24 protein-coding genes are annotated in these 24,721 nt (G+C 72.0%); 12 read left to right on the top strand and 12 right to left on the bottom strand.

Annotated elements, in window-relative coordinates; all coding sequences use genetic code 11:
• Positions 1-44: 44 nt before the first annotated feature.
• A complete protein-coding gene (locus OHT61_RS13090; protein ID WP_329038018.1) occupies positions 45-374 on the top strand; it encodes a hypothetical protein in 330 nt (109 codons plus the stop codon).
• Here OHT61_RS13090 and OHT61_RS13085 read toward each other — a convergent pair.
• The 3 genes from OHT61_RS13085 to OHT61_RS13075 all read right to left on the bottom strand — a co-directional run bounded on the left by OHT61_RS13085 (position 371) and on the right by OHT61_RS13075 (position 4,307).
• Complete coding sequence (locus tag OHT61_RS13085; protein ID WP_329038016.1) at positions 371-1,219, bottom strand: hypothetical protein; 849 nt, start codon at positions 1,217-1,219, stop codon at positions 371-373. The two genes, OHT61_RS13090 and OHT61_RS13085, sit on opposite strands and share 4 nt — an antisense overlap.
• Before the next feature lie 508 nt (positions 1,220-1,727).
• On the bottom strand, positions 1,728-2,948 hold the full coding sequence (locus tag OHT61_RS13080) for an acetyl-CoA C-acetyltransferase (RefSeq protein WP_329038014.1): 1,221 nt from the start codon (positions 2,946-2,948) through the stop codon (positions 1,728-1,730).
• Positions 2,949-3,257: 309 nt separating this feature from the next.
• The gene (locus OHT61_RS13075; RefSeq protein WP_329043235.1) at positions 3,258-4,307 is read right to left on the bottom strand and encodes an SGNH/GDSL hydrolase family protein; all 1,050 of its coding nucleotides are present in this window, start codon (positions 4,305-4,307) and stop codon (positions 3,258-3,260) included.
• A 155-nt stretch (positions 4,308-4,462) separates the two neighbouring features.
• Between OHT61_RS13075 and OHT61_RS13070 the strand changes: the two genes are divergently transcribed.
• Entirely contained in the window at positions 4,463-5,866 is a 1,404-nt protein-coding gene (locus OHT61_RS13070) for a cystathionine beta-synthase (protein ID WP_329043234.1), read from the top strand.
• 318 nt (positions 5,867-6,184) lie between these two features.
• On the opposite strand, the gene OHT61_RS13065 is transcribed toward OHT61_RS13070, so the two are convergent.
• Positions 6,185-6,604: a hypothetical protein gene (locus OHT61_RS13065; protein WP_329038012.1), complete on the bottom strand. Its 420-nt coding sequence runs from the start codon at positions 6,602-6,604 to the stop codon at positions 6,185-6,187.
• A 123-nt stretch (positions 6,605-6,727) separates the two neighbouring features.
• Here OHT61_RS13065 and OHT61_RS13060 point away from each other — a divergent pair, with 123 nt between their 5' ends.
• Positions 6,728-7,531 (top strand): maleylpyruvate isomerase family mycothiol-dependent enzyme, encoded by an 804-nt coding sequence (locus tag OHT61_RS13060; protein ID WP_329038010.1) that lies wholly within the window; start codon positions 6,728-6,730, stop codon positions 7,529-7,531.
• 40 nt (positions 7,532-7,571) lie between these two features.
• Here OHT61_RS13060 and OHT61_RS13055 read toward each other — a convergent pair whose 3' ends face one another.
• Positions 7,572-8,153 carry a thioredoxin domain-containing protein gene (locus OHT61_RS13055; protein ID WP_329038009.1) on the bottom strand — a complete coding sequence of 194 codons (582 nt, stop codon included), beginning with the start codon at positions 8,151-8,153 and terminating at the stop codon, positions 7,572-7,574.
• 148 nt (positions 8,154-8,301) lie between these two features.
• On the opposite strand from OHT61_RS13055, the gene OHT61_RS13050 reads away from it, so the two are divergent.
• The gene (locus OHT61_RS13050; protein WP_329038006.1) at positions 8,302-9,150 is read left to right on the top strand and encodes a MurR/RpiR family transcriptional regulator; all 849 of its coding nucleotides are present in this window, start codon (positions 8,302-8,304) and stop codon (positions 9,148-9,150) included.
• Positions 9,151-9,284: 134 nt separating this feature from the next.
• Here OHT61_RS13050 and OHT61_RS13045 read toward each other — a convergent pair whose 3' ends face one another.
• From OHT61_RS13045 to OHT61_RS13030, 4 genes are all read right to left on the bottom strand, one after another.
• A complete protein-coding gene (locus tag OHT61_RS13045) occupies positions 9,285-9,659 on the bottom strand; it encodes a hypothetical protein (protein WP_329038004.1) in 375 nt (124 codons plus the stop codon).
• Positions 9,660-9,720: 61 nt separating this feature from the next.
• Positions 9,721-10,191 (bottom strand): roadblock/LC7 domain-containing protein, encoded by a 471-nt coding sequence (locus tag OHT61_RS13040; protein WP_329038002.1) that lies wholly within the window; start codon positions 10,189-10,191, stop codon positions 9,721-9,723.
• A gap of 38 nt (positions 10,192-10,229) precedes the next feature.
• Entirely contained in the window at positions 10,230-11,024 is a 795-nt protein-coding gene (locus OHT61_RS13035; RefSeq protein ID WP_329038000.1) for a helix-turn-helix domain-containing protein, read from the bottom strand.
• Positions 11,021-11,425, bottom strand: coding sequence for a hypothetical protein (locus tag OHT61_RS13030; RefSeq protein ID WP_329037998.1), 405 nt, complete (start codon positions 11,423-11,425; stop codon positions 11,021-11,023). Before OHT61_RS13030 ends, OHT61_RS13035 begins: the two co-directional genes overlap by 4 nt.
• A gap of 415 nt (positions 11,426-11,840) precedes the next feature.
• Between OHT61_RS13030 and hutU the strand changes: the two genes are divergently transcribed.
• The 4 genes from hutU (at position 11,841) to hutI (ending at position 17,477) form a co-directional block, all read left to right on the top strand.
• Positions 11,841-13,505: a urocanate hydratase gene (gene hutU / locus OHT61_RS13025; protein ID WP_329037996.1), complete on the top strand. Its 1,665-nt coding sequence runs from the start codon at positions 11,841-11,843 to the stop codon at positions 13,503-13,505.
• Entirely contained in the window at positions 13,502-14,824 is a 1,323-nt protein-coding gene (locus OHT61_RS13020; RefSeq protein ID WP_443049423.1) for an allantoate amidohydrolase, read from the top strand. The genes hutU and OHT61_RS13020 overlap by 4 nt, the downstream gene beginning before the upstream one ends.
• Complete coding sequence (locus OHT61_RS13015; protein ID WP_329037995.1) at positions 14,815-16,185, top strand: formimidoylglutamate deiminase; 1,371 nt, start codon at positions 14,815-14,817, stop codon at positions 16,183-16,185. Before OHT61_RS13020 ends, OHT61_RS13015 begins: the two co-directional genes overlap by 10 nt.
• A gap of 110 nt (positions 16,186-16,295) precedes the next feature.
• Complete coding sequence (hutI, locus tag OHT61_RS13010; RefSeq protein ID WP_329037992.1) at positions 16,296-17,477, top strand: imidazolonepropionase; 1,182 nt, start codon at positions 16,296-16,298, stop codon at positions 17,475-17,477.
• Between the two features lie 144 nt (positions 17,478-17,621).
• Here the strand turns inward: hutI and OHT61_RS13005 are convergent, their stop codons facing one another.
• Positions 17,622-18,587 (bottom strand): RNA polymerase sigma factor SigF, encoded by a 966-nt coding sequence (locus OHT61_RS13005; protein WP_329037991.1) that lies wholly within the window; start codon positions 18,585-18,587, stop codon positions 17,622-17,624.
• A 293-nt stretch (positions 18,588-18,880) separates the two neighbouring features.
• Here OHT61_RS13005 and OHT61_RS13000 point away from each other — a divergent pair, with 293 nt between their 5' ends.
• The gene (locus tag OHT61_RS13000) at positions 18,881-19,249 is read left to right on the top strand and encodes an STAS domain-containing protein (RefSeq protein WP_329037989.1); all 369 of its coding nucleotides are present in this window, start codon (positions 18,881-18,883) and stop codon (positions 19,247-19,249) included.
• Positions 19,250-19,447: 198 nt separating this feature from the next.
• On the top strand, positions 19,448-19,945 hold the full coding sequence (locus tag OHT61_RS12995; protein ID WP_329037987.1) for an ATP-binding protein: 498 nt from the start codon (positions 19,448-19,450) through the stop codon (positions 19,943-19,945).
• A 169-nt stretch (positions 19,946-20,114) separates the two neighbouring features.
• Here OHT61_RS12995 and OHT61_RS12990 read toward each other — a convergent pair whose 3' ends face one another.
• Positions 20,115-21,605: an oligopeptide:H+ symporter gene (locus OHT61_RS12990; RefSeq protein WP_329037985.1), complete on the bottom strand. Its 1,491-nt coding sequence runs from the start codon at positions 21,603-21,605 to the stop codon at positions 20,115-20,117.
• A gap of 495 nt (positions 21,606-22,100) precedes the next feature.
• On the opposite strand from OHT61_RS12990, the gene OHT61_RS12985 reads away from it, so the two are divergent.
• Together OHT61_RS12985 and OHT61_RS12980 are read left to right on the top strand one after the other, a co-directional pair.
• Complete coding sequence (locus OHT61_RS12985) at positions 22,101-22,778, top strand: response regulator transcription factor (protein ID WP_267075308.1); 678 nt, start codon at positions 22,101-22,103, stop codon at positions 22,776-22,778.
• 14 nt (positions 22,779-22,792) lie between these two features.
• Entirely contained in the window at positions 22,793-24,058 is a 1,266-nt protein-coding gene (locus OHT61_RS12980; RefSeq protein WP_329037983.1) for an ATP-binding protein, read from the top strand.
• 69 nt (positions 24,059-24,127) lie between these two features.
• Here the strand turns inward: OHT61_RS12980 and OHT61_RS12975 are convergent, their stop codons facing one another.
• Entirely contained in the window at positions 24,128-24,646 is a 519-nt protein-coding gene (locus tag OHT61_RS12975) for a GtrA family protein (protein WP_329037981.1), read from the bottom strand.
• Between the last annotated feature and the right edge of the window lie 75 nt (positions 24,647-24,721).

Here is a 24,721-nt window from a genome sequence, read left to right as displayed (position 1 = left end):
CGCCGTGTTGGCAACCATCCGGTGGGGGCGCGTAGGGTCACGGCGTGCTCGATACGACTCCTCTGATCACCGCCGTGGACCGCTTCGCCGACCGCCTGCGGAGCACTCCGCAGAGCCGGCTGCAGCAGGGTGTGGCCGCCGAAGCCCTGGCCACGGCCAGGGAACTGTCCGCGTGGGCGCAGCGCACCGAGGCGCCGGACCGTGAGGCCCGGGTCATGCCCGACGCGGGGATATTCACCGTGGGGGACCAGCTCGCGGTCGCCGGCCGGGACCTGGCGGTGGCACTGGAAACGGCCCCGTCCCAGGAGCTGGACGAGGCCGTGAGCCGTGTCGAGGAGGCATCGGCGCGGGCGTTCCCACCCGTGCCCCGCTAGAACGAGGCGATGACGCGGTCGGCCAGGATGTAGACGTTCTCCTCGCCGCACGAGAAGGTCAGCGCGTAGGCGCCGGACACACCGGAACCGCCCAGCAGCACCGGCTGCTCGCCGGAGCGCAGCGAGTCGGCGAGCCGTTCCGCGGTCTCCCGGTGGCCGGGGGTCATGCACAGCGTGGTGCCGTCGGCGAAGACGTACACGTCGAGGGTCCCGAGGGGGCCGGGCCGCACGTCGGTGAGCTCGGTGCCGGTATCGGCCAGCCGCTCCAGGCGGTTCACGGTACGCTCATGATCGGTGACGACGGGTGTCTGCACGGGGACGAAGTCCGGGTGCGAGGGATGGCGGCGACGGGCCGCGGCCAGTTCGGGGGAGTCCTCGGCGAACTCCGCGTACTCGGCGACACCGGCGGTCCCGGGCAGATCGGTGAGGCCGGCCAGTCCGGCCAGCTCGTCCATGGCGTCGTCGGCGTCGAGGTCCATCGCCTCCAGGCCCACGAAGTCGGTCTGCCGGGGCATGAAGAACGGGATGTCGTCGCCGAGCCCGCCCAGCAGGGACGGGGCGTCGGCCGCGTCACGGGCCTCCTGCGCGGCCCAGAAGGCACGGGCCTCGGCGAGCTCGCGCTCGCGCTCCTCGGCGAGCGCCTCCGCGACGGCGGTGCGTATCTCCTCGGCGGGGGTGCTGCTGCTGCGGTCCTGCTGCCCGGGCAGGGAGGCGTGGAGTGCCCGCCCCTCCGCGAGCTCGGTGCGCAGGGCCGTCACCTGCTTGCGCAGCCCGTGAGCAGCGTGCAGAGCGGCGGCGCCGACGGCCGTGGCAGCGGCGGTGGTCAGCAACAGGGCAAACGGCATGGCGCTCACTGACATACTCCCGGATTCAATCGACACCCCCGACTTCCTACATCAGCTTGTCCTGCACCTGTGCCTGCTGTCAGTGCATTACGTCACGAAATGGACAGGTCTTTGGGCCCGATGTTTAGGCCTGGGGCTGGTGTGACCTGGGTAAACGGTTCTCCCCCGGGACGCAGATCACATCCTGGGGGAGATTCGGTCACGATCGGGGCTCGCGCCGATTCGGACGGGCCCCCACGCGGCAAGCGGTGCCCGCGAAAGGGCCGCCCCGGCGTCGACGCCGGGGCGGCCCTGCCCTCCGCTACGGCTCAGCTCAGCCGCTGGGTGTCCGTGGTCGCGCTGGGCTTCGCCTGCGCTGCGGGCAGGTGCCGCCCTCGTACCTCGGGCGGCCCTGCCCTCCGCTACGGCTCAGCTCAGCCGCTGGGTGTCCGTGGTCGCGCTGGGCTTCGCCTGCGCTGCGGGCAGGTGCCGCCCTCGTACCTCGGGCGCCCCTGCCCTCCGCTACGGCTCAGCTCAGCCGCTCGATGACCATGGCCATGCCCTGGCCGCCGCCCACGCACATCGTCTCCAGGCCGAACTGCTTGTCGTGGAACTGCAGGCTGTTGATCAGCGTGCCCGTGATCCTGGCGCCCGTCATGCCGAAGGGGTGGCCCACGGCGATCGCGCCGCCGTTGACGTTGACCTTGTCCAGCGGCAGGCCGAGGTCCCGGTAGGACGGGATGACCTGGGCGGCGAAGGCCTCGTTGATCTCGGCCAGGTCGATGTCGTCGATCGTCAGGCCGGCCCGCTTGAGCGCCTGCTTGCTGGCCTCGACGGGGCCGTAGCCCATGATCTCGGGGGACAGGCCCGAGACGCCGGTCGAGACGATGCGGGCCAGCGGGGTCAGACCCAGCTCGCGCGCCTTGGTGTCGGACATGATCACCAGGGCGGCGGCGCCGTCGTTGAGGGGGCAGCAGTTCCCCGCGGTGACGAGTCCGTCGGGACGGAACACCGGCTTGAGGCCCTGCACGCCCTCCAGGGTGACCCCGGCGCGCGGGCCGTCGTCCTTGGAGACGACCGTGCCGTCCGGCGTGGTCACGGGGGTGATCTCGCGCTCCCAGAAGCCGTTCTTGATGGCTTCCTCGGCGAGGTTCTGCGAGCGCACGCCGAACTCGTCCATGTCCTGACGGGTGACGCCCTTGGTCCTGGCCAGGTTCTCGGCGGTCTGCCCCATCGAGATGTACGCGTCCGGGACCAGGCCCTCCTCGCGCGGATCGGTCCAGCTCGCCCCGGACTCCTCGGCGCGGGCCGCGGTGCGGGCCTCGGCGTCGGCGAACAGCGGGTTGTGCGTGTCCGGGAGGCTGTCGGAGTTGCCCTTCACGAAGCGGGACACCATCTCGACGCCGGCGGAGATGAAGACGTCGCCCTCGCCGGCCTTGATGGCGTGCAGCGCCATGCGGCTCGTCTGCAGCGAGGAGGAGCAGTAGCGGGTGACCGTACATCCGGGGAGGTGGTCCATCCCCATCTGCACGGCGATGATGCGGCCCAGGTTGTTGCCCTGCTCGCCGCCGGGGAGGCCGCAGCCGAGCATCAGGTCGTCGATGTCCTTCGGGTCCAGCTCCGGGACCTTGGCCAGCGCGGTCTGGATGATGGTCGCGGTCAGGTCGTCCGCGCGCAGATCCTTCAGGGACCCCTTGAAGGCCCGGCCGATGGGTGAACGGGCAGCAGAGACGATCACGGCTTCGGGCATCACGCGGCTCCATGAGGGCTGGAAGGCAGGAAAGGCTGGGCTGCCTTGGAAGTTACCCGGACGTACAGCTGAGGTCACCCGACAGGCGATGTGATGCGGGCCTCTTTTCTAAGCAACCGCTCAGTCGCCCGCAATGTTCCCGGCCGCCCGGTGCCGGTACCCCGGTCGGCTGGTGCCGGTGCCCCGGCCGGCCGGTGTCCTGTGACCCCGTCGGCCGGTGGCGGCACGGCCCCGAAACCGGCCGGTGGACGGTGCCGGTGCCACGGGTCGCGGCACCGGCACCCGTACCGCTCGCTCAGGGCCGAGGGTTCAGGCCCGGCGCCATGTGGCACCGGAGCCGTGTCCGGGCATCCATTTCCCCAGGGCGTCCGGCCCTTTGCCCGTGCCCTCGTGCCGCACCGGTTCGGTGTGGGCGGGAAGGCGCCGGCGCCGGCGGTGCTTGAGCAGGGCCCAGGGCGCGCGTGCCCCCGTCACCTCGGTACCGGCCTCCCGGGCCGCCCTCGACGCCGCCTTCGCCACCGGCAGCATGCCCTCCCGGCGCGAGCCGTCGAGGTGGTCGGACTCGGGCCACAGGCCCAGCGCCGCGCACAGGGTGGGCAGCATCGCCATCGCCGCGGTCGCGTAGCCCTCGGCGGAGGGGTGGTAGTTGTCGGGACCGAAGAGTTCCCGCGGGTTCGCCTCGAACTCGGGACCGAGCAGGTCGCCCAGCGAGACCGTCCGGCCGCCCTGTTCCACCGCGCCGATCGTCTGGGCCGCCGCGAGCTGCCGGCTGACCCGCCGGGCCAGCCAGCGCAGCGGCTGGTAGACCGGCTCGATGGTGCCCAGGTCGGGGCAGGTCCCGACGACCACTTCCGCGCCCGCGGTGCGCAGTCTGCGCACCGCGATGCTCAGGAAGCGCACCGACTGCGTCGCCGGCATCCGGTGGGTCACGTCGTTCGCGCCGATCATGATCGCGCACACGTCCGGTACACCGGACGGATCCGCGAGCACGAGCGACACCTGACGCTCCAGGTCGTCCGACCGCGCACCCGGTAGGGCGGCGTTCCGCAGGTCGACCGGCCGTTCGGCCACCGCGGCGAGTCCCGACGCGAGGAGCGCGCCGGGTGTCTGGCCCGCTCTGCGCACCCCCTGCCCGGCCGCCGTCGAGTCGCCGAGCATGACGAACCGCAGCGGATCGGTGGGGCCCGCGAACGCCACCCCGTACCGCCCGTCCGCGCTCGGCGGGACGGGCGCGATCCCGCCGCCCACCCGCCGTTTCGCCAGTTGGACCTCCGCCAGCACCAGACCCACCGTCGCCGCACCGATCAGCCCGACGCTCCCGCCGCCGTAGGCCGCACCCGCCGCGATCCGCCGTGCCACCCTCGCTCTTGACACAGTCCGGTCCACCTCCTCCATGCCGCACAGCCGTACACAGGACTAACTGCCCCGTAGGGGGCCCGGCCCAATCGCCTGGTCCAATGTCCCGCACGTACGCATAGTCTTGCTTGACCATCTCGGAGATCCCGGAGTACACGGTGCAATTCCACGATTCGATGATCAGTCTTGTCGGCAACACCCCGCTGGTCAGGCTGCGCAATGTGACGGCAGGCATTCAGGCGACGGTCCTGGCCAAGGTCGAGTACTTCAACCCCGGCGGGTCGGTGAAGGACCGCATCGCGCTGCGCATGATCGAGGCCGCCGAGCAGAGCGGTGAGCTGAAGCCCGGCGGCACGATCGTCGAGCCCACCAGTGGCAACACCGGTGTGGGCCTCGCGATCGTCGCCCAGCAGAAGGGCTACAAGTGCATCTTCGTCTGCCCGGACAAGGTGTCCACCGACAAGATCAACGTGCTGCGCGCGTACGGTGCCGAGGTCGTCGTCTGCCCCACCGCCGTCGACCCGGAGCACCCGGACTCGTACTACAACGTGTCCGACCGGCTGGTCCGTGAGACGCCGGGGGCGTGGAAGCCCGACCAGTACTCCAACCCGAACAACCCGCGCTCGCACTACGAGACCACGGGTCCCGAGCTCTGGGAGCAGACGGAGGGGCGGATCACCCACTTCGTCGCGGGCGTCGGCACCGGCGGCACGATCTCCGGCACGGGCCGCTACCTCAAGGAGATCAGCGACGGCCGTGTGCGGGTCGTCGGCGCCGACCCGGAGGGCTCGGTCTACTCCGGCGGCTCCGGGCGCCCGTACCTCGTGGAGGGTGTCGGCGAGGACTTCTGGCCGAGCGCCTACGACCGCACGGTCACCGACGAGATCGTCGCCGTCTCGGACAAGGACTCGTTCCAGATGACGCGCCGCCTCGCCAAGGAGGAGGGCCTCCTCGTCGGCGGTTCCTGCGGCATGGCCGTCGTCGCGGCGCTGGAGGTGGCCTCGCGCCTCGGTCCCGACGACGTCGTGGTCGTGCTGCTCCCGGACAGCGGACGCGGTTACATGAGCAAGATCTTCAACGACGAGTGGATGGCCGACTACGGGTTCCTGGAGGACGCGGGCCCGTCGGCCCGGGTCGGCGCCGTGCTCGACTTCAAGGAGGGGCCGCTCCCCTCGCTCGTCCACATGCACCCGGAGGAGACGGTCGGCGAGGCCATCGACGTGCTCCGGGAGTACGGCGTCTCCCAGATGCCGATCGTGAAGCCCGGCGCGGGTCACCCGGACGTGATGGCCGCCGAGGTCATCGGCTCCGTGGTGGAGCGGCAGCTGCTGGACGCCCTGTTCACCCAGCGGGCGACGCTGTCCGACGCGCTGGAGAGGCACATGTCGGCCCCGCTGCCCCAGGTCGGCTCCGGCGAGCCGGTCGAGGACCTGATGGCCGTGCTCAGCGGTACGGACGGTGCGGATGCGGCGATCGTCCTCGTCGAGGGCAAGCCGAAGGGCGTGGTGAGCCGGCAGGACGTGCTGGCCTTCCTCGCGAAGGACGCGGCCCCGAAGCCGTAACGCCGGGTTCTCCGGGTTCGCGGAATCGGTACGAGCGCGACACGTCGGCGCAGCACCGGCTTAACACGGCTCCGGCAGAGTCATGGGTGTCGGCGGGGAGACCCGCCGGCACCGCATACGGCGACACGGACTACGGAGCGGCTCCCGGACCTCCACCGTCGCCAGGACGCGCCACCCGGCCCTGACCCGGGACCGCGTCCCTCGCGGGGACCGCCGTCGTCCCGCCCTCCGGGCAACCGGGGGTGCGGCGGTCCCCGCGACATACCCCCGCGCGGACACCGGCGGGCATACGTGCTCCGTCCCGCCCGGCTCGGCCGCTCAGTCGTCCCAGTCCGACGCGGCCCGCCGCTCGCCCCGGAACCACGGCCACGTGCGGGCGGCGTGGACGGCGTTGACCCCGACGATCCCCAGCCAGGCCACCACGAGGCCGCCCATCCCCGCGTTCACGACGCCGATCGCGGACAGCGGGACGGCCAGCACCAGCGAGACGACCCCGAAGCCGAACCGCTCGCCGAAGGTCCCGTCCGGGCGGGCGGACGGGAGCCCGCCCCGGGCCACCGACGTCCGCTGCTCGGCGAGGTGCCGCCGCACCCGCCGGTCGATCGTCTCGTCGAGCCGCTGCTCGACCTTCCCGAGGAAGGAGTCGACGAGTGCGGGCTCGTACTCCTGCCCCAACTCGCCACGGGCGTGCAGGGTCGCGTCGAGCTCTCGTCTCAGCTCGGGATCACGGGCTTCCATACGCCTACCGTACGAAGCCGGCCCGCCCCGGTCAGTGGGGTTAGCCCCCCTGTTCCGGCTCCGGCACGAGGCGGGCCGCCCGCCGTCGGCGTAGCGTGGGTGCGGGGACCTGGGAGGCGTGCCATGTCCGTCACCGCACCGGTCACCCGCGCGATCCGGCGCACGTCGGGAGCCCGGGCCCGCGAGGTCAACGAGGCGGAGCTCCGGGCGACGCTGTCGACGTACCGTGAGGTGTCCGACGAGGACTGGCGGCGGCCCAGTCCGTGCGCGGGCTGGACGGTGCGGGACATGCTCGCGCACACCGTCGGCCAGTACGAGGAGATTCCGCGCCCGTGGGTGGCGTTGCGGCGGATCCGCAGGGCCCGGCGGACCCACCCCGGCCTCGGCCCGCTCGACGGGCACAACGAGATCCAGATCGAGGACCGGCAGGCCGTCCCGGGGCGCGAACTCATCGGCGCGCTCGCCCGCTACGCCCCCCAGGCCATCATCGCCATGCGCCGCCTGCCCGCGGCCCTGCGCCGCAGGGTCCGGCCGAGTCTGCTGTACCCGGAGGCGAAGGCGCTGCCCGAGGACTCGGTGGAGTACCTCTACGGCGTCCTCATGGTCCGGGACACCTGGATGCACCGGATCGACCTCGGCGATGCCACCGGGGCGGACCCGGTGCTGGGTGCGCACGACCGGGAGGTCATGGACCAGGTGGTCCTCGACCTGGCCCTGACCTGGACCGGACCCGCCGCGGAGCTCGATCTCCACGGGCCCGCGGGAGGCAGCCACCTGCTGGGCAGCGGGGCCCCGGCGGCGGTCGTCCGTGCCGACGCCGTCGACCTCGCCCGGCACCTGTCGGGGCGGCGCGTGCGCGGCACCCTGGAGGTGGAGGGCGACCCCGGCGCGCGGCCGGTGCTCATGGCGGCGCGTGTCGTGTTCTGAGGCCCCGGGGGCCGTGCCGTGAGGGCCGGCCGGCCCCGCCTCAGCGGGGTGTCACCTCGGCGAGGAACGTCTCGGGGGTCACCGCGTATCCCAGGGAGTTGATGACGGCCACCGGCGCCCCGTCGATCAGTACCGTGGGGGTGGAGCTGACCCCGCTCGCCTCGAAGGCCGCCGACACCTGCGCCGCCCAGGGCAGGTACGTGCGCTCCATGACCTTCTGGCGGAAGGCGTCGGTGTGCAGCGCCTCGACCTCGCCGGACAGCCGCAGCAGGAAGTCCCGGTCGGCGAAGGCGTCCACGTCCTCACTGGGCTGATCGGCGTACAGCGCCCGCAGGTACTGCATGAACGGCTTCTGTCCCTCGTCCACCGCGGCGCCCAGGGCGGCCAGCGCCTCCAGGGACCCGCTGCCGCCCGCGGAGTCGTCGAGGAAGGTGCCGAAGTGGTGGTCGATCGCGAAGGCGCCCTCGTCGGCGGCCCGCTCCATGACGGCCCCGAGACCGAGCTCCATCCGTTTGCAGAACGGGCAGCGCAGGTCGGCGTAGACGCTCAGCACGTGCGCGGCATCGGTGTCGCCGTAGCGGACGATGATGCCGCCGGGACCCGTCGTGTTCGCTGGGATCATGGTCCCAGGGTCCGCAGTCGGGGGCCGTCCCGCAATGCGAGGGGCACCCGCCCCCCGCCGGGGTCCTGTATATGGACATGCAGAGCGCTTGCTGGCTGAATGGATTCCCCGGTGCCGGACGGCACGGCCGAACTCCGAAGGGGACAGCATGAGCGGGAGCAGCCCGGCTGCGCGGTTGCAGCGGCTCTTCGAGGGGCAGCGGCTCACACCCACCCAGCGGCGGATCGCGCACTCCATGGTCCGGCGGGCCGCCGACGCCCCGTTCCTCTCGAGTGTGGAACTGGCCGAGCTGGCCGGGGTCAGCCAGCCGTCCGTCACCCGCTTCGCCGTGGCACTCGGCTTCGACGGATACCCCGCCCTGCGCAGACACCTGAGGGCCGTCACGCCCTCCGGGGCGGACGGGCCCGACACGGCGGAGGAGCACGTCAACGAGTACCAGCAGGCCGTCCTCGCCGAGATCGACAATCTCCGTCAGCTGTCCGAACTGCTCGCCGACCCCGCGCCGGTCGAGCGGGCGGGCCGGCTGCTCGCCGCGTCGAGGCCCCTGCTGGTCCTCGGTCTGCGGGCCGCGTCCTCGCAGGCCCGGGGGTTCGGCTACTTCGCCGCCAAGGTCCATCCGGACGTGCGGGTGCTCGACGAGGGCGGCAGCATGCTGCACGACCGGATCGACGCGGCCCGGCGGGCGGGCGCGAGCGCCCTGCTGTGTTTCGCGCTGCCGCGCCACCCCCGCGAGGGCGTCGATGCGCTGGCGTACGCCCGGGAGCAGGGGCTGACCGTCGTCACCGTCGCCGACTCGGCCTTCGCGCCGGTGGCCGCCCACAGCGACCTGCTCATCCCGGGCGCCGTGGGCACCGGGCTCGCCTTCGACACCGTGTGTGCGCCGATGCTGCTGGGGCGGGTGCTGCTGGAGGCCATGTGTGACGGGCTGCCCGAGGCGCAGGCCCGGCTGGAGGAGTTCGACGCGCGGGCGGCGGCACGGGGGCTGTTCGTCGAGTAGCCGCGCCCCCCGGGCGGCGGCGCGCCCGTACGGCCGGGCGATTCGGCGGCGGCCCGTGCGGCCGGGCGTTCCCCGGCGGGGGCGGGACGCCGCGCCCACCGGGCGCGGCGTCGCCACCACTGAGCACGGGCGGGTCAGACCTCCAGTTCGGCCTCGATCTTCTTCAGCTGGTGCCGGGCCATCGCGAGGTTGGCGCGGTTGGAGTCCAGCACGAGGTAGAGGAACAGGCCGTTGCTGCCACGGGTCTTGAGCAGGCGGATCAGGTGGTACTGACCGCTCAGGGTGATGAGGATGTCCTCGATCTCCTCCTTGATGCCCAGGTGTTCCATGGTCCGCAGTTTCGCCCGTACGACGTCCGTGTTCCCCGCCGCGGCGACGTCCAGGTTGAAGTCCTTGCCACCCCCGAGGGTGCCGAGGGCCATGCCGCTGGTGTAGTCGACGAGTGCGACACCGAGGGTCCCCTCGATCGACGCCATCGCATCCTTCAGTGACGCTTCGGTGTTGGCCATAGTGCTGGTTCCTTTCCGTGGCCGGCGCTCGGGCCGGGCCGTCGATGACGTGCTTCGGGTGTCACGTGGCATCTGGTGGTGAGGTGGGGCGCCGGGGGAGGGCCCGGGACTGCGGGGGCCGCGGCGGCGGCACGGGGCGCTCGACGCGCTCCTGCGTGGCGTCGACCATCTCTCCGATGCGCGCGCCGGCCCGGCGGCCCTCCAGGTGGAGGCGGCCGACGTTGATGCGGTCCTCGGCCAGCAGGGTGAGGACGGCGGAGGCGCCCGCCGCGTAGGTGGCGATGTAGCCGGACTCGCCGCGGATGAGGAGTTCGCGGAAGCCCCCGCGCCCGGTGGCGTCGGTCATCCGGATCGACACGCCGAGTGCGGCGGCGGTCAGCGCCGCGACGCCCTCGGCCTCCACGCCCGGGGTGTCCTGGGCGACGATGAGGCCGTCCGTGCTGGCGGCGAGTGCGCCGGTCAGGAGCGGGACCCGGGCGCGTAACCGCTGGAGCTCGTCGAGGACATCCTGCACTTCGGCCTCGGGCACCATCAGCTGTCTCCTCCCGGCACGCTGTCTGAGCGCGCGAATCACAGGGCCTCCAATGCGTCTCTGAGCCGGCGCAACAGGGCGACGTCGGGGTCGTTCGTGACCTCCGGCAGCGTGATCCGTTCGGCTGTCGGCGCGTTCGCGGCCGCGCGGACCGCTTCGACCAGACCCGCGGCGGCGAGCCGTCGCAGGTCGATCAGGATGTGGAAGGCCGAGCGGCCCAGCTCCTGGGCGATGTCCGTGGCCGTGCGTTCGCCGTTCACCAGGTCCAGGACGCGCCGCTGGCGCGGGGGGACCGGGGCGTCGACCGGGTGGGTCGTGGGGACCAGCGGGGCGCTGTCGGTGAGTGCGTCCGGCCAGATCCGGTCCAGGAGTTCCCGGCGCCGGAGCGTCTCGCGCTGCACGGCGTCCACGGGTACGGGGCGTACCGGGCCTATCCAGTGGGACACCCCGTAGCGGAAGCGGGCCGGGGTGTTCGTGGGGGCCAGGGCGAAGAAGGCGGCGTCGTAGAGTGCGCCCAGGTGGCAGAGCTCCAGGGCGCCGCCCGGCACGGAACCGCTGTCCACGAGGTAGCGGCCGACGCGTTGTCCGGCGCCCGCCTGCTCGACCGCGTCCCACCAGCCTTCCGAGCGGAGGGCCCCGCCGGTGGTGAGCAGGACGTCGATGCCGGGCGTCGCGGGGCTCTCGGCGTGCACCACCTGGCCGTCGGCGAGGTAGAGGGTGCCCCGGTCGCGCATCAGCGCTCCGGTCGCGCGCTCGTCCGCGAGCCGCTGGAGCATGGGGGAGGGCGTGGCCCGTTCGAGGAGGCCGGGCGCCGCTGTGGCGGTGGGTCTCATGCCAGGACCAGCCGCTCCGCTATCTCGCCCAGCCGTATGCGGGCCATGGCGAGGTTGCCCTCCGAGCGGTCCAGCCACAGGTGGAGGAAGACGCTGCTGTCGAAGGCCGTCTCGACGAAACGCAGGATGTGGTAGCCGGGCGCCGTGGTGACGATGACGTCCTCGACCGCGGAGGACGGCGGCCCCTGCGCGCCGGCGAACGCGCCCGACTCGGCGAAGACCGGTTGCTCGGCCGCCATCCGCGCGACCTCGGCCGTCTCGGCGGCGGTGGCCTCGTGGTCGCCGTTGGGCGACTCGCCGATGGTGCCGAGCGCGAGTCCACTCGTCCAGTCGACCACTGCGGCGCCCCGGGCACCGGGCAGCCTCATGACTTCGAGCAGGCACTCGTCGATTCCGGGCAACGCGGACTCCCCTCCCGACGCGGCGTACGGGTGTAATGGAGAGGCTACGCAACGTGCTTGCGGCTGGTGGGTGTTCTGGCATTTTCCACCGGTACATGCGAACGCCGGTGTAAAGGACGGGAGATGGTGACCTGGCACTCGGTCGGAAACGGTCCCCCGACCAGCCTTTTCCGGGCGGATGCAGTCGGCCGGCGCCGTCCGGAGGGCCTCTTCCGGGTGCGACACGACTCCCGCGTCGACCGCTTTTTGCCCCCTCGGTGACCGATTCCGATCGATGGGGGCGTTCAGTGCGGGCCGCCGGGCCGCCGGGGCGGTACGTCCGCTGCCGGGCGGGATGCACCCCGCCTTGTTGACTAGGTCTATTCAGACGTCCAGGATGTGAATAGGTGAGTCACATTCGCGAGGAGGCATTGCCATGTCAGGACCCCGCCCCGTACGGGCACCGCGCGGTACGGAACTGAGCGCCCTGGGATGGCAGCAGGAAGCAGCCCTCCGCATGCTGCAGAACAACCTCGACCCCGAGGTCGCCGAACACCCCGACAAGCTCGTCGTCTACGGCGGCACCGGCAAGGCCGCCCGCGACTGGCGGTCCTTCGACGCCATGGTCCGTACGCTGCGCACGCTCAAGCAGGACGAGACGATGCTCGTCCAGTCCGGCCGGCCGGTGGGCGTCATGCAGACCCACGAATGGGCGCCGCGGGTCCTGATCGCCAACTCCAACCTGGTGGGCGACTGGGCCAACTGGGAGGAGTTCCGCCGCCTGGAGGCCCTCGGGCTGACGATGTACGGCCAGATGACCGCCGGCTCCTGGATCTACATCGGGACCCAGGGCATCCTCCAGGGCACGTACGAGACGTTCGCCGCCGTCGCCGCCAAGCGGTTCGGCGGGACGCTCGCCGGGACCATCACGCTGACCGCCGGACTCGGCGGCATGGGCGGCGCCCAGCCGCTGGCCGTCACCATGAACGACGGTGTCGCCCTCGTCATCGACTGCGACCCGCGCGCCATCGAGCGCCGGATCGAGCACCGCTTCCTGGACGTCCGGGCCGACTCCCTCGACCACGCGCTCCAGCTGGCCGTCGAGGCCCGCGACGCACGGCGCCCGCTCTCCATCGGCCTGCTCGGCAACGCCGCGGAACTGCTGCCCCGCATGCTTGCCGAGGGCGCCCCCGTCGACATCGTCACCGACCAGACCAGCGCACACGACCCGCTCGCCTACCTCCCCGTCGGTGTGGACTTCGACGACATGGCCTCGTACGCGGCCGAGAAGCCCGCCGACTTCACCCGGCGCGCCAGGGAGTCCATGGCCGCGCACGTCGAGGCGATGGTCGGCTTCATGGACGCGGGCGCCGAGGTCTTCGACTACGGCAACTCGATCCGCGGCGAGGCCCAGCTCGCCGGCTACGCCCGGGCGTTCGACTTCCCCGGCTTCGTGCCCGCCTACATCCGGCCGCTCTTCTGCGAGGGCAAGGGCCCCTTCCGGTGGGCGGCCCTGTCGGGCGAGGCGTCGGACATCCACAAGACCGACAAGGCGCTCCTCGAACTCTTCCCGGAGAACGAGTCGCTGCACCGCTGGATCAGGATGGCCGGTGAGCGCGTCCACTTCCAGGGCCTGCCGGCCCGGATCTGCTGGCTCGGCTACGGCGAACGCGACAAGGCCGGGGAGCGGTTCAACGACATGGTGGCGAGCGGTGAACTCGCCGCGCCGCTGGCCATCGGACGCGACCACCTCGACTGCGGTTCGGTCGCCTCCCCCTACCGTGAGACCGAGGCCATGCTGGACGGCTCGGACGCGATCGCCGACTGGCCGCTGCTGAACGCCATGGTCAACGTGGCCTCGGGCGCCTCCTGGGTGTCCCTCCACCACGGCGGCGGTGTGGGCATGGGCCGCTCGATCCACGCGGGACAGGTGACGGTCGCCGACGGCACGGAGCTCGCGGGCGAGAAGATCCGGCGCGTCCTCACCAACGACCCGGGGATGGGCGTCATCCGGCACGTGGACGCCGGGTACGACATCGCGGAGTCCGTCGCCTCGGACAAGGGCGTGCGCGTCCCGATGACGGAGGACGACGGCCGGTGACCGGGACGGTGGGCGGCGGCCCGGTCGCGCCGGGGGACCCCTCGGCGAACGGACCGGCGGCGGATGCGCCGCCCCGGACCGGCGAGGGCGAGTCGTTCCAGGCGATGTGGCGCGGCCTCGCGCCCCTCGGGCGGGACCCCGGGAGCGGCGGCTACCGCCGCTACGCCTGGACCGGAGCCGACCTGGAGTGCCGGGGGTGGTTCCGCGCCCAGGCGGAGTCGCGCGGGCTGGTCCACGAGACCGACCGCAACGGCAACCAGTGGGCATGGCTCGGCGACCCGCTCGCCGGCGACGCCGTCGTCACCGGGTCCCACCTGGACTCGGTGCCCGACGGAGGAGCCTTCGACGGGCCGCTCGGTGTGGTGTCCGCGTTCGCGGCCCTGGACGAACTCCGCCACAGGGGAGTGGAGTTCGCCAGGCCCGTCGCCGTGACCAACTTCGGTGACGAGGAGGGCGCCCGCTTCGGGCTCGCCTGCGTCGGGTCCCGGCTCGCCGCCGGGCAGCTGACCCGCCGGGACGCGCACCGGCTCCGCGACGGAGACGGCGTCCTCCTCCCGCAGGCCATGGAGGCGGCCGGGTACGACCCCGACGCCATCGGGCCCGACCCGGAACGCCTCGCCCGTATCGGCGCGTTCGTGGAGCTCCACGTGGAGCAGGGCCGCGCCCTCGACCTGAGCGGGGACCCGGTCGGCATCGCCTCGGCGATCTGGCCGCACGGCCGCTGGCGGTTCGACTTCCGGGGTGAGGCCAACCACGCGGGCACCACGCGGCTCGCCGACCGGCGCGACCCGATGCTCACCTACGCCGAGACCGTCCTGGCGGCCCGGCGCGAGGCCGAACTCGCCGGAGGTCTCGCGACCTTCGGCAAGGTCGCCGTCGAGCCCAACGGGGTCAACGCGATCCCGTCGCTCGTGCGCGGCTGGCTCGACTCACGCGCGGCCGACCAGGCCACCCTCGACGCGGTGGTCGCCGGTGTGGAGCGCGCGGCGCGGGAGCACGCCGAGCGGGCCGGTGTCGATCTCGACGTCGTCCGCGAGTCGTTCACCCCGGTCGTGGAGTTCCAGCACGCGCTGCGCGACGAGATCGGCCGGATCCTCGGGGAGCGCGGTCCGGACGGGAAGGGACGGACCGTGCCCGTCCTGGGAACCGGCGCGGGACACGACGCGGGTATTTTGTCCGCCTCCGTGCCGACCGCCATGCTGTTCGTACGGAACCCCACCGGGGTCTCGCACTCGCCCGCCGAGCACGCCGCGGAGGACGACTGCGCGGCCGGGGTGAGGGCACTCGCCGACGTACTGGAGGGTCTCGCGTGCAGCTGACGGCGCAACCGACGACGGGCACACCGGTCACCGCGACGTACTGGCTGTCGCACGCCTGGCTCGGCACCCACGTCGAGCCGGACGTCCTCCTGGACGTCGCCCACGGGCGCATCGCCGGTGTGCGCACGGGCATCGCGGCCCCGCCGCCCGGTGCCACCGTGCTCCGCGGGCTGACCCTCCCCGGACTGGCCAACACCCACTCGCACGCCTTCCACCGCGCCCTGCGCTCCACGGTCCAGGTGGGCTCCGGCACCTTCTGGACCTGGCGCGAGACGATGTACCGCACGGCGGCCCGGCTGACCCCGGACACCTACTACGACCTCGCGCGTGCGACGTACGCGGAGATGGTGCTGGCCGGCATCACCGCTGTGGGCGAGTTCCACTACCTGCACCACGCCCCCGGGGGCACGCCCTACGACAACCCGAACGCGATGGGCGAGGCACTGATCGCGGCGGCGGCCGAGGCGGGCATCCGCATCACCCTGCTCGACACGGCCTATCTCGCCGCCGGATTCGGCGAGAAGCCCAGCCGTCACCAGCTGCGCTTCGCCGACGGGACGGCCGACGCGTGGGCCGAACGGGCCTCCCTCCTCAAGGGCGACGAGCACGCGCTGATCGGCGCGGCGATCCACTCGGTGCGCGCGGTCCCCGCCGGACAGCTCGCCACCGTCGCGCAGTGGGCCCGGGACCGGGACGCACCACTCCACGTCCACCTCTCCGAGCAGACGGCGGAGAACGAGGCATGCCTCGCGGCACACGGCGTGACGCCCACCCGGCTCCTCGCCGACCACGGCGTCCTCGGCCCGCGGACCACCGGCATCCACAACACGCACCTGACGGCCGAGGACATCGTGCTGCTCGGCGCCTCGCGCACCGGCACGTGCATGTGCCCCACCACCGAACGCGACCTCGCCGACGGCATCGGACCCGCCACCGCCCTCCAGAAGGCGGGCTCCCCGCTGTCGCTGGGCAGCGACAGCCACGCCGTGATCGACCTCTTCGAGGAGGCCAGGGCGATGGAACTCGACGAGCGCCTGCGCACCCATGTGCGCGGCCACTGGACGGCGGCCGCCCTGCTCAGGGCGGCGTCCGCCGACGGCCACGCCGCGCTGGGCCGCCCGGAGGCGGGCACGCTCGAACCGGGGGCGCCCGCCGACCTCGCGACGGTGGCGCTGGACTCTGTCAGGACGGCGGGGCCGGTGCCCCGGCTGGCCGCGGAGACAGCCGTGTTCGCCGCCTCCGCAGCGGACGTACGGCACACCGTGGTGGCGGGGCGGCACATCGTCCGGGACGGCCGGCACACCCTGGTCGACGACGTACCGGGAGCGCTCGCCTCGGCCGTCGCGGCCCTGCACGGCTGAGCCGCCGGGCGCGCCCCTCGCGCCCGGCCCCGGCCACCCGGTCCACCACCCGGCCCGGCCGGGACTCCCCGGCGGTCCCGCCGGGCGAACACGACGAAAGCTGCCTCCGGATGACGACGAGCACGACGACCGCCATCACCCACATCGCGAACCTGGTCACCAACGACCCCTCCCTCGGCGACGGGACCCCCCTGGGCCTGATCCAGGACGCGGCCGTCGTCATCGAGGGCGACCGCGTCGTGTGGACCGGCGAGTCGAGCAGAACACCCGCCACCGACAACGCCGTCGACGCCGAGGGCCGGGCCGCGATCCCCGGCTTCGTCGACTCCCACTCCCATCTGGTCTTCGCCGGGGACCGCACCGCCGAGTTCAACGCCCGCATGTCGGGCCGCGCCTACTCCGCCGGCGGCATCCGCACCACCGTGGCCGCCACCCGCGCCGCCTCCGACGAGGAGCTGTCCGCCAACGTCGCCCGCTACCTGGCCGAGGCACTCCGGCAGGGCACCACCACGTTCGAGACCAAGTCCGGTTACGGCCTGACCGTCGAGGACGAGGCCCGCGCCCTGCGCATCGCCGCCCGTCACACGGACGAGGTCACCTACCTCGGCGCCCACATCGTGTCCCCCGACTACGCCGACGACCCCGCCGGTTACGTGGACCTGGTCACCGGCCCGATGCTGGACGCCTGTGCCCCGCACGCCCGCTGGATCGACGTCTTCTGCGAGCGGGGCGCCTTCGACGAGGACCAGGCACGCACGGTCCTCACCGCGGGGCTGGCCAAGGGCCTGCAGCCCCGGGTCCACGCCAACCAGCTCGGCCACGGCCCCGGGGTCCGGCTCGCCGTCGAACTCGGCGCCGCGTCCGCGGACCACTGCACGCACCTGACCGACGCCGACCTCGAAGCGCTGGGGCAGGGCGACACGGTCGCCACGCTGCTGCCGGGTGCGGAGTTCTCGACCCGTGCCGCCTGGCCGGACGCCCGTCGCATCCTCGGCGCGGGCGCCACCGTGGCGCTGTCCACGGACTGCAACCCGGGCTCCTCCTTCACCTCGTCCATGCCGTTCTGCATCGCACTCGCCGTACGCGACATGGGGATGACGCCCGACGAGGCGCTGTGGTCCGCCACCGCCGGGGGCGCGGCCGCGCTGCGCCGCACCGATGTCGGCCGCATCACGCCGGGTGCCCGCGCCGACCTCGTGCTCCTCGACGCGCCGAGCCACGTCCATCTCGCCTACCGGCCCGGTGTGCCCCTGGTCCACGCGGTGTGGCGCAGCGGCAGGCGGGTGGTCTGACCGGCCGGGCCCACGGGTGCCCGGGGCGGGCCCCGAGGGGGGTCGCGCGGTGCCGGACATGCGGAAGGACCCGCCCGTCGACCGGGTCGGGTCCTTCGGGTCGGGTCCTTCCGCAAGGCTGTTCCGCGGTGACGGGAGCAGCGGTCACTCGTCGATGGTCAGGCCCTTCCTGAGCTTGACGAGGGTCCGGGAGAGCAGCCGGGAGACGTGCATCTGGGAGATGCCCAGCTCCTCACCGATCTCCGACTGCGTCATGTTGGCGACGAAGCGCAGCGACAGGATCGTGCGGTCGCGGGACGGCAGGGAGGCGATGAGCGGCTTGAGGGACTCGACGTACACGATGCCTTCGAGGCCGTTGTCCTCGTAGCCGATGCGGTCCGCGAGGGCGCCTTCGCTGCCGTCGTCGTGGTCGTCGTGCTTCGCGTCCAGGGAGCTGGCCGTGTACGCGTTGCTCGCGGCCATGCCCTCGACGACCTCGTCCCGGCCGATGCCGAGACGCTCGGCGAGTTCGGCGACCGTGGGCGCGCGGTCCAGCTTCTGGGCCAGTTCGTCGCCGGCCTTGGCGAGGTCGAGCCGCAGTTCCTGGAGCCGGCGCGGGACGCGCACGGACCAACTGGTGTCACGGAAGAAGCGCTTGATCTCGCCCACGATGGTGGGCATCGCGAACGTCGGGAACTCGACGCCCCGGCTGAGCTCGAAGCGGTCGATCGCCTTGATCAGGCCGATCGTGCCGACCTGGACGATGTCCTCCATCGGCTCGCTGCGGGAGCGGAACCGGGCGGCGGCGAACTTGACCAGGGCGAGGTTGAGTTCGACGAGGGTGTTGCGGACGTACGCGTGCTCGTGCGTGCCCTCCTCGAGGGCTTCGAGCCGCGCGAAGAGGGTCTTGGACAGTGCCCTGGCGTCGACAGCGCCGATCTCGGCGTAGTGCGGGATCTCGGGGAAGTCCTCGAACCCTTCGACCGGGCGGTCGTCCTCGGTGGTGCTGGTGCTGGTGCTGGTGCGCGGGCCGGGTACGGCGCTCGCTGCAGCGGAGTCGGAATCGGTCGGTCCCTGAGGACATGCCGACGTCGCGTCACGGGTACGCGATACGTCGAGCCGGGGTGACATGGTTCTCCTCCATCGTTCTCGGCATATGGCTGCCGATGCCCATACGTGTTCGTGCGGTGAAGCGGCGCCTCCGAAGCCGATCGGGTTTCCAGGTGGTGATGTCCCTCTACCCTTACCCGGTCCAGGCCGTGAGTGACAAGCTCCAAATGCGCCCGTATGTCCGGATTATGGAGTTCTTCGACTACCGTGTGGCGAGGGAAACGCGTAATGTTCCCCGCACGTCGGGGGTAGCCACGATGAAGCCGCGCACAGTGGGTGCCGCGGGTAGTGACGGACGGCGAAGAGGGACAGCAATGGACCGCGGGACGGTCGGGAGCGCGAACCGGGGTCGGCTGAATGTCGAGGTCCGCACCGAAGGGCGCAGCGAAGTCGTGACGCCGGCGGGTGAGCTCGATCACCACACCGCCGATCTGCTCAGGGAGCCCCTGGAGAACGCGATCGAACAAGGCCGCACGCGCCTTGTGGTCGACTGCACGCGGCTCGACTTCTGTGACTCCACGGGGCTGAACGTGCTGCTCGGCGCGCGCCTCAAGGCCGAGGCCGCCGGCGGTGGGGTCCACCTGGCCGGAATGCAGCCCGTGGTCGCCCGCGTCTTCGAGATCACGGGAGCGGAAGCGGTCTTCACCGTGCACGCCTCGCTCGAAGACGCTCTGAACGGCTGAGACGGCCGCTTCTCATGGCCCGCGCGGATCTCTGTGGCCCCGGCTGTCGCCCGAGTCACGCTGATGGCGTAGGCGAAGTGGGTGTTGTCACCATTCGGCAGGGCAGGAGAGACCCCGTCGGGGTCAGGAAGCCCGCACATTCTGTATCTGGTCAATATCTGTTCGTGGCAACACGGTGATCGGTGAGGTGAAGCGCTGATGAGCACCACCCGGCAGCATCCGCCGGGCGGCCTCGGCCGCGAGCCGGACGGTACGGGCACCACTGCCTCTGCCGCCCCGGCCGACCGGCAGTGGCGCACGCTCTCGCTGAGGGACGCCAGCGGCATCGTGCCCACGGCCCGTGACTTCGCCCGGCAGGCGCTCCACGACTGGGGCTGGCTGCCGGCGACGGGCGCGGACAGGCGGGCCGCCGCCGAGGACGTCCTGCTGGTCGTCTCCGAGCTCGTGACGAACGCCTGCCTGCACGCGGACGGTCCCGAGGAACTCCGGCTCGGCCACTCGCCCAAGGCCCTCAGGGTCGAGGTCGTCGACGGCGGCGCGGGCCAGCCCGCGCCGCGTACCCCGCACCGGGCCGGCCGGCCGGGCGGGCACGGCATGTTCATCGTGCAGCGGCTGTGCCTGGACTGGGGTGTGACGCGCACTCCGGACGCGCCGGGCAAGACCGTCTGGGCGGAACTCGCCGCACCGCCCGCCTAGTCCTCGGCCGTCCTCCCGTACACGGCGAACGGACGGCCCCCGCGAGCGAATCCCCGCCGAACGGATCCCCCCCCCGGCGAATCCCCGCGGAACGATGGCCCGGACACGAGCAAGGGCCGCCGCACCGGATCGGTGCGGCGGCCCTGTCGTGTGCCCGGGCGGGCCGACGTCAGCGGACGTCGCCCATGAGGGTCTTGACCTTGCCGCGGTACATGAAGACCGCGAATCCGGCGGCCACCGCGAGGGCGGCCTGGAGTGCCACGATCCCCATGCCGTTCAGGTCGACTCCCGCGATGGACAGCAGACCGGTGGTGCAGTCGCCCGCGGTCACGGCCAGGAACCAGACACCCATCATCTGGCTGGCGTACTTGGCCGGGGCCATCTTCGTGGTGACCGAGAGGCCGACCGGGGAGAGCGTCAGCTCACCGACGGTCTGCACGAAGTAGATCGCGACCAGCCACATCGCGGCGGCCTTGTGGCCGTCGCCCGCGATGGTCAGCGGCGCCAGGAAGAGGAAGAACGACGCACCGACCAGCACCAGACCGGAGCTGAACTTCACGACCGTGCTCGGCTCCTTGCCGCGCCGGTTCAGGGCGAGCCAGAAGGCGGCGAACAGCGGGGCCAGCGCCATGATCAGGACCGGGTTGACCGACTGGTACCAGGAGACCGGGAAGTCCCAGCCGAGGACGGAGTTCTCGGCCGAGGTGTCGGCGAAGATCGCCAGGGTCGAACCGCCCTGGTCGTAGATCATCCAGAAGATGGCGGCCGCCACGAAGAACCAGATGTAGCCGGACATCTTCTTCTGCTCGCTGGTGCTGAGCTCCTTGTCGCGCTTGATGCGCGCCAGGACCACGACCGGGATGACGAGGCCGGCGACGGTGATCGGGACCAGCAGCCAGTTGAGCGTGTAGACGCCGGTGACGACCGTGCCGATGTAGAAGACGGCCGCGATGCCCAGCCAGATCATCGACTTGCGCAGCGTGGAGGCGCGCTCGTCGGCGGACAGCGGCTTGGGCACGACGAGGCTGCGCTTGTCCAGGTGACGGGTGCCGAGCAGGAACTGGGCCACGCCGAGTCCCATGCCGAGGGCCGCCAGGGCGAAGCCGAAGTGCCAGTTGACCTTCTCGCCGACGGTGCCGATGATCAGCGGGGCGGCGAAGGCACCCATGTTGATGCCCATGTAGAAGATCGTGAAGCCACCGTCACGGCGCGGGTCGTCCGGGCCGTCGTAGAGGTGGCCGACCATCGTGGAGATGTTGGACTTCAGCAGGCCGGAGCCGATCGCCACCAGGCCGAGCCCGGCGAAGAACGTGCCCTCGGTCGGCAGGGCCAGCGTCAGGTGGCCGAGCATGATGACGCCGCCCGCGATGGCGACGGTCTTGCGGGGGCCCCAGACGCGGTCGCCGAACCAGCCGCCGGGCATGGCGAGCAGGTACACCAGCGACAGGTAGACCGAGTAGATCGCCGTGGCCGTGGCGGGGTTCATGTGAAGCCCGTTGGGGGCGATCAGGTAGAGCGGGAGAAGGGCGCGCATGCCGTAGTAGCTGAAGCGCTCCCACATCTCCGTCATGAAGAGGGTGGCCAGGCCGCGGGGGTGGCCGAAGAAGGTCTTCTCCGAACCGGTGGTACTGGCAGAGTCCTTCGTCAGGCTGGACGCCATGGTCGATCCTTGCTGGTCGGGACGCGTCGCCGTCAAGGCGGTACGCGCCCGGTGGGGGGTAGCCGGCACCGTCGCGGACATGCCCCGCCCCCCGACGCCTCGAGGGGATCCGATCCGGTCGCCCGCTCCGTGGAGGAGTTCGGGGGCGGAGTCGTGGGGGGACAGACCGCTCCGGGATCCACACCCGGTGCGCTTCCTCGCGCTCCGGGCCCGGCCCACAGGTCATTCACTGAATCCGGGCCGGCGGGGACCGGCCCGTACACAAAAGCGACCCTTGGTGCTGAAAGCTGCCCAAAGGTCCTTCGGTGGTGCAACAGGCGTTGGGACACCATACGGCATGACACAGGACGATATGAAAGGACTTGAGACATGGATCACAGGTTCTGATGGAACCAAGGTCCCACATTCAAAGGTCTATGACCGATTCGTGGCCCCAACCCCCAGGGGCCGTTCGGTGCCGCACCTCGGCGGTGCCGCGCGGACTACCATCACCCCATGACCCGTGTACTGCTCGCCGAGGACGACGCATCCATCTCGGAGCCACTGGCCCGTGCCCTGCGCCGGGAGGGTTACGAGGTCGAGGTCCGCGAGGACGGTCCGACCGCGCTCGACGCCGGACTCCAGGGAGGCGTCGACCTGGTCGTCCTCGATCTGGGGCTGCCCGGCATGGACGGCCTGGAGGTCGCGAGGCGGCTGCGGGCCGACGGCCACGCCGTGCCGATCCTGGTGCTGACCGCCCGGGCCGACGAGGTCGACACCGTGGTCGGCCTGGACGCGGGGGCCGACGACTACGTCACCAAGCCCTTCCGGCTCGCCGAGCTCCTCGCCCGGGTCCGCGCCCTGCTGCGCCGCGGCGCCACCGAGCCCGCCCCGCAGCCCGCCACCCACGGTGTCAGGATCGACGTCGAGTCCCACCGCGCGTGGATGGGTGAGGAGGAACTCCAGCTCACCGCGAAGGAGTTCGACCTCCTGCGGGTCCTCGTCAGGGACGCCGGCCGGGTCGTCACCCGCGACCAGCTGATGCGGGAGGTCTGGGACACCACCTGGTGGTCCTCGACCAAGACCCTCGACATGCACATCTCCTGGCTGCGCAAGAAGCTCGGCGACGACGCGGCCAACCCGCGCTACATCGCCACCGTGCGGGGCGTCGGCTTCCGGTTCGAGAAGAGCTGACGTACAGAGACGTCATGCGCCGCCGACTGATCAACTCCACGCTCGCCGTGGTCCTCGTCGTGATCGCCGTCTTCGGCGTCTCCCTCGTCATCGTCGAGACCCGCACCATCAGCAACAGTGCCCAGGAGAGCGTCGATTCCGAGGCCTTCCGGCTGATCAGCGTCGTCGAGAGCCGTCTGCTCGGCGCCGAGCGCATCACCCCCGGAGTGCTGTCCGAGCAGGTGGACCCCAGCCGCTACGCCCGTGTCGAGATCCCGGGCCGCGCCCCGATCGAGGTCGGCGAGCGGCCGGGCGGCGGTGCCATCCGCAGCACCGAGACGGGGGAGCAGGGCGAGAAGGTCACCGTCGAGGAGTCGCGCTCCGCCGTGACCCGCGAGGTCGGCAGGACCCTGCTGATCATCGGGGCGGTGGCCCTGCTCGCCATCGTCTCCGCGGTGCTCCTCGCCGTACGCCAGGCGAACCGGCTGACCTCGCCGCTCATCGACCTCGCCGAGACGGCGGAGCGGCTCGGCTCGGGTGATCCGCGTCCCCGGCACAAGCGGTACGGGGTGACGGAGCTGGACCGGGTCGCCGACGTCCTCGACTCCTCGGCGGAACGCATCGCCCGGATGCTGACGGCCGAGCGGCGCCTCGCCGCGGACGCCTCGCATCAGCTCCGTACACCGCTCACGGCTCTGTCCATGCGCATCGAGGAGATCTCGGTCACCGACGACCCGGACACGGTGAAGGAGGAGGCGAACATCGCGCTCACGCAGGTCGAGCGCCTCACGGACGTCGTGCAGCGGCTGCTGACCAATTCGCGTGACCCGCGCACCGGCTCCGCCGTCGTCTTCGACCTCGACGAGGTCGTCAAGCAGCAGATCGAGGAGTGGCGCCCCGCCTACCGGAGCGCGGGCCGCGCCGTCGTCTGCTCGGGCAAGCACGGACTGACCGCGGTCGGCACCCCCGGCGCGGTGGCCCAGGTGCTCGCCGCCCTGATCGAGAACTCGCTCATGCACGGGGGCGGGACGGTCGCCCTGCGCACGCGTGTGGCCGGCAACCAGGTCGTCGTCGAGGTGACCGACGAGGGGCCCGGCGTCCCCGCCGACCTCGGCGCGCGGATCTTCGAGCGCACCATCAGCGGCCGCAACTCCACCGGCATCGGCCTCGCGGTGGCCCGTGACCTCGCCGAGGCCGACGGGGGGCGGCTCGAACTGCTCCAGCAGCAGCCCCCGGTCTTCGCCCTCTTCCTCAGCCGGGTCGCGCCGACCCGCAGGGATTCGGCACGGCCGGTGCGCTGACCGGCCTTCGCCCCGGCGGCCGGTGCGGGACCGGACCGCCGCACCCGGCCGCGGGCGACCGGCCGTGGCTCAGTGGGCCACGGTCCCCGGCGCTACCTCGTCGGTGGGCCGCCGCTGCCCCAGAAACCGGTCCGTGTCGAGCACGGCCTCCTCGGCGGGCAGCGCCTTGAACACCCAGGTGCGGTAGGACCAGAAGCGGAACAGGGTGGCGATCCCGATGCCGAGGATCTTGAAGACGTTGCTCTGGACCGGGCTGTTCCACCCGAAGCCGTACGTCGCCGTGTAGAGCAGGCCCGTCTCGATGACCGCGCCGACGGCACTGAACAGCAGGAACAGCATCAGTTCCCGGGTCCGGCCGGTCTTGTCGCGGTCCCGGTAGGTCCAGTAGCGGAAGCCCACGTAGTTGAAGAGGATGGCGACGATCGTCCCCATCAGCCCGGCGCGCACCACCGGGATGTCGGTGGTGCGCCAGATCAGGTTGGACACGGCGATGTTGACGACCAGCCCGAGCGCGCCGACCGCGCCGAACTTGGCGACCTCCCGGGCCAGCAGCTCAAGCCGGGTCCGCAGTGCGCCCGGTTCGCTCATGGTGATGGCTCAGCCCCGTCCGGTCGTTTTCGTCAACCGGGCCATGCTAACCAGCCCTCCCGTGTGATGCCCGTG

The organism is Streptomyces sp. NBC_00178, from assembly GCF_036206005.1.
Taxonomy (GTDB): Bacteria; Actinomycetota; Actinomycetes; order Streptomycetales; family Streptomycetaceae; genus Streptomyces.
The sequence above is the reverse complement of the archived record's forward strand: the minus strand, read 5'-3'. Positions and strand labels throughout refer to the sequence as shown.

Bases quoted from the DNA above. Each gene is read 5' to 3' on its own strand.
- hutI (WP_329037992.1), top strand. From the start codon at position 16,296: ATGACGACGAGCACGACGACCGCCATCACCCACATCGCGAACCTGGTC.
- OHT61_RS13035 (WP_329038000.1), bottom strand. From the start codon at position 11,024: ATGAGACCCACCGCCACAGCGGCGCCCGGCCTCCTCGAACGGGCCACG.
- OHT61_RS13045 (WP_329038004.1), bottom strand. From the start codon at position 9,659: ATGGCCAACACCGAAGCGTCACTGAAGGATGCGATGGCGTCGATCGAG.
- OHT61_RS13055 (WP_329038009.1), bottom strand. From the start codon at position 8,153: ATGATCCCAGCGAACACGACGGGTCCCGGCGGCATCATCGTCCGCTAC.
- OHT61_RS12995 (WP_329037987.1), top strand. From the start codon at position 19,448: ATGAGCACCACCCGGCAGCATCCGCCGGGCGGCCTCGGCCGCGAGCCG.
- OHT61_RS13065 (WP_329038012.1), bottom strand. From the start codon at position 6,604: ATGGAAGCCCGTGATCCCGAGCTGAGACGAGAGCTCGACGCGACCCTG.
- hutU (WP_329037996.1), top strand. From the start codon at position 11,841: ATGTCAGGACCCCGCCCCGTACGGGCACCGCGCGGTACGGAACTGAGC.
- OHT61_RS12980 (WP_329037983.1), top strand. From the start codon at position 22,793: ATGCGCCGCCGACTGATCAACTCCACGCTCGCCGTGGTCCTCGTCGTG.
- OHT61_RS12975 (WP_329037981.1), bottom strand. From the start codon at position 24,646: ATGAGCGAACCGGGCGCACTGCGGACCCGGCTTGAGCTGCTGGCCCGG.
- OHT61_RS13040 (WP_329038002.1), bottom strand. From the start codon at position 10,191: ATGGTGCCCGAGGCCGAAGTGCAGGATGTCCTCGACGAGCTCCAGCGG.
- OHT61_RS13000 (WP_329037989.1), top strand. From the start codon at position 18,881: ATGGACCGCGGGACGGTCGGGAGCGCGAACCGGGGTCGGCTGAATGTC.
- OHT61_RS13050 (WP_329038006.1), top strand. From the start codon at position 8,302: ATGAGCGGGAGCAGCCCGGCTGCGCGGTTGCAGCGGCTCTTCGAGGGG.
- OHT61_RS13005 (WP_329037991.1), bottom strand. From the start codon at position 18,587: ATGTCACCCCGGCTCGACGTATCGCGTACCCGTGACGCGACGTCGGCA.
- OHT61_RS13085 (WP_329038016.1), bottom strand. From the start codon at position 1,219: ATGCCGTTTGCCCTGTTGCTGACCACCGCCGCTGCCACGGCCGTCGGC.
- OHT61_RS12990 (WP_329037985.1), bottom strand. From the start codon at position 21,605: ATGGCGTCCAGCCTGACGAAGGACTCTGCCAGTACCACCGGTTCGGAG.
- OHT61_RS12985 (WP_267075308.1), top strand. From the start codon at position 22,101: ATGACCCGTGTACTGCTCGCCGAGGACGACGCATCCATCTCGGAGCCA.
- OHT61_RS13060 (WP_329038010.1), top strand. From the start codon at position 6,728: ATGTCCGTCACCGCACCGGTCACCCGCGCGATCCGGCGCACGTCGGGA.
- OHT61_RS13080 (WP_329038014.1), bottom strand. From the start codon at position 2,948: ATGCCCGAAGCCGTGATCGTCTCTGCTGCCCGTTCACCCATCGGCCGG.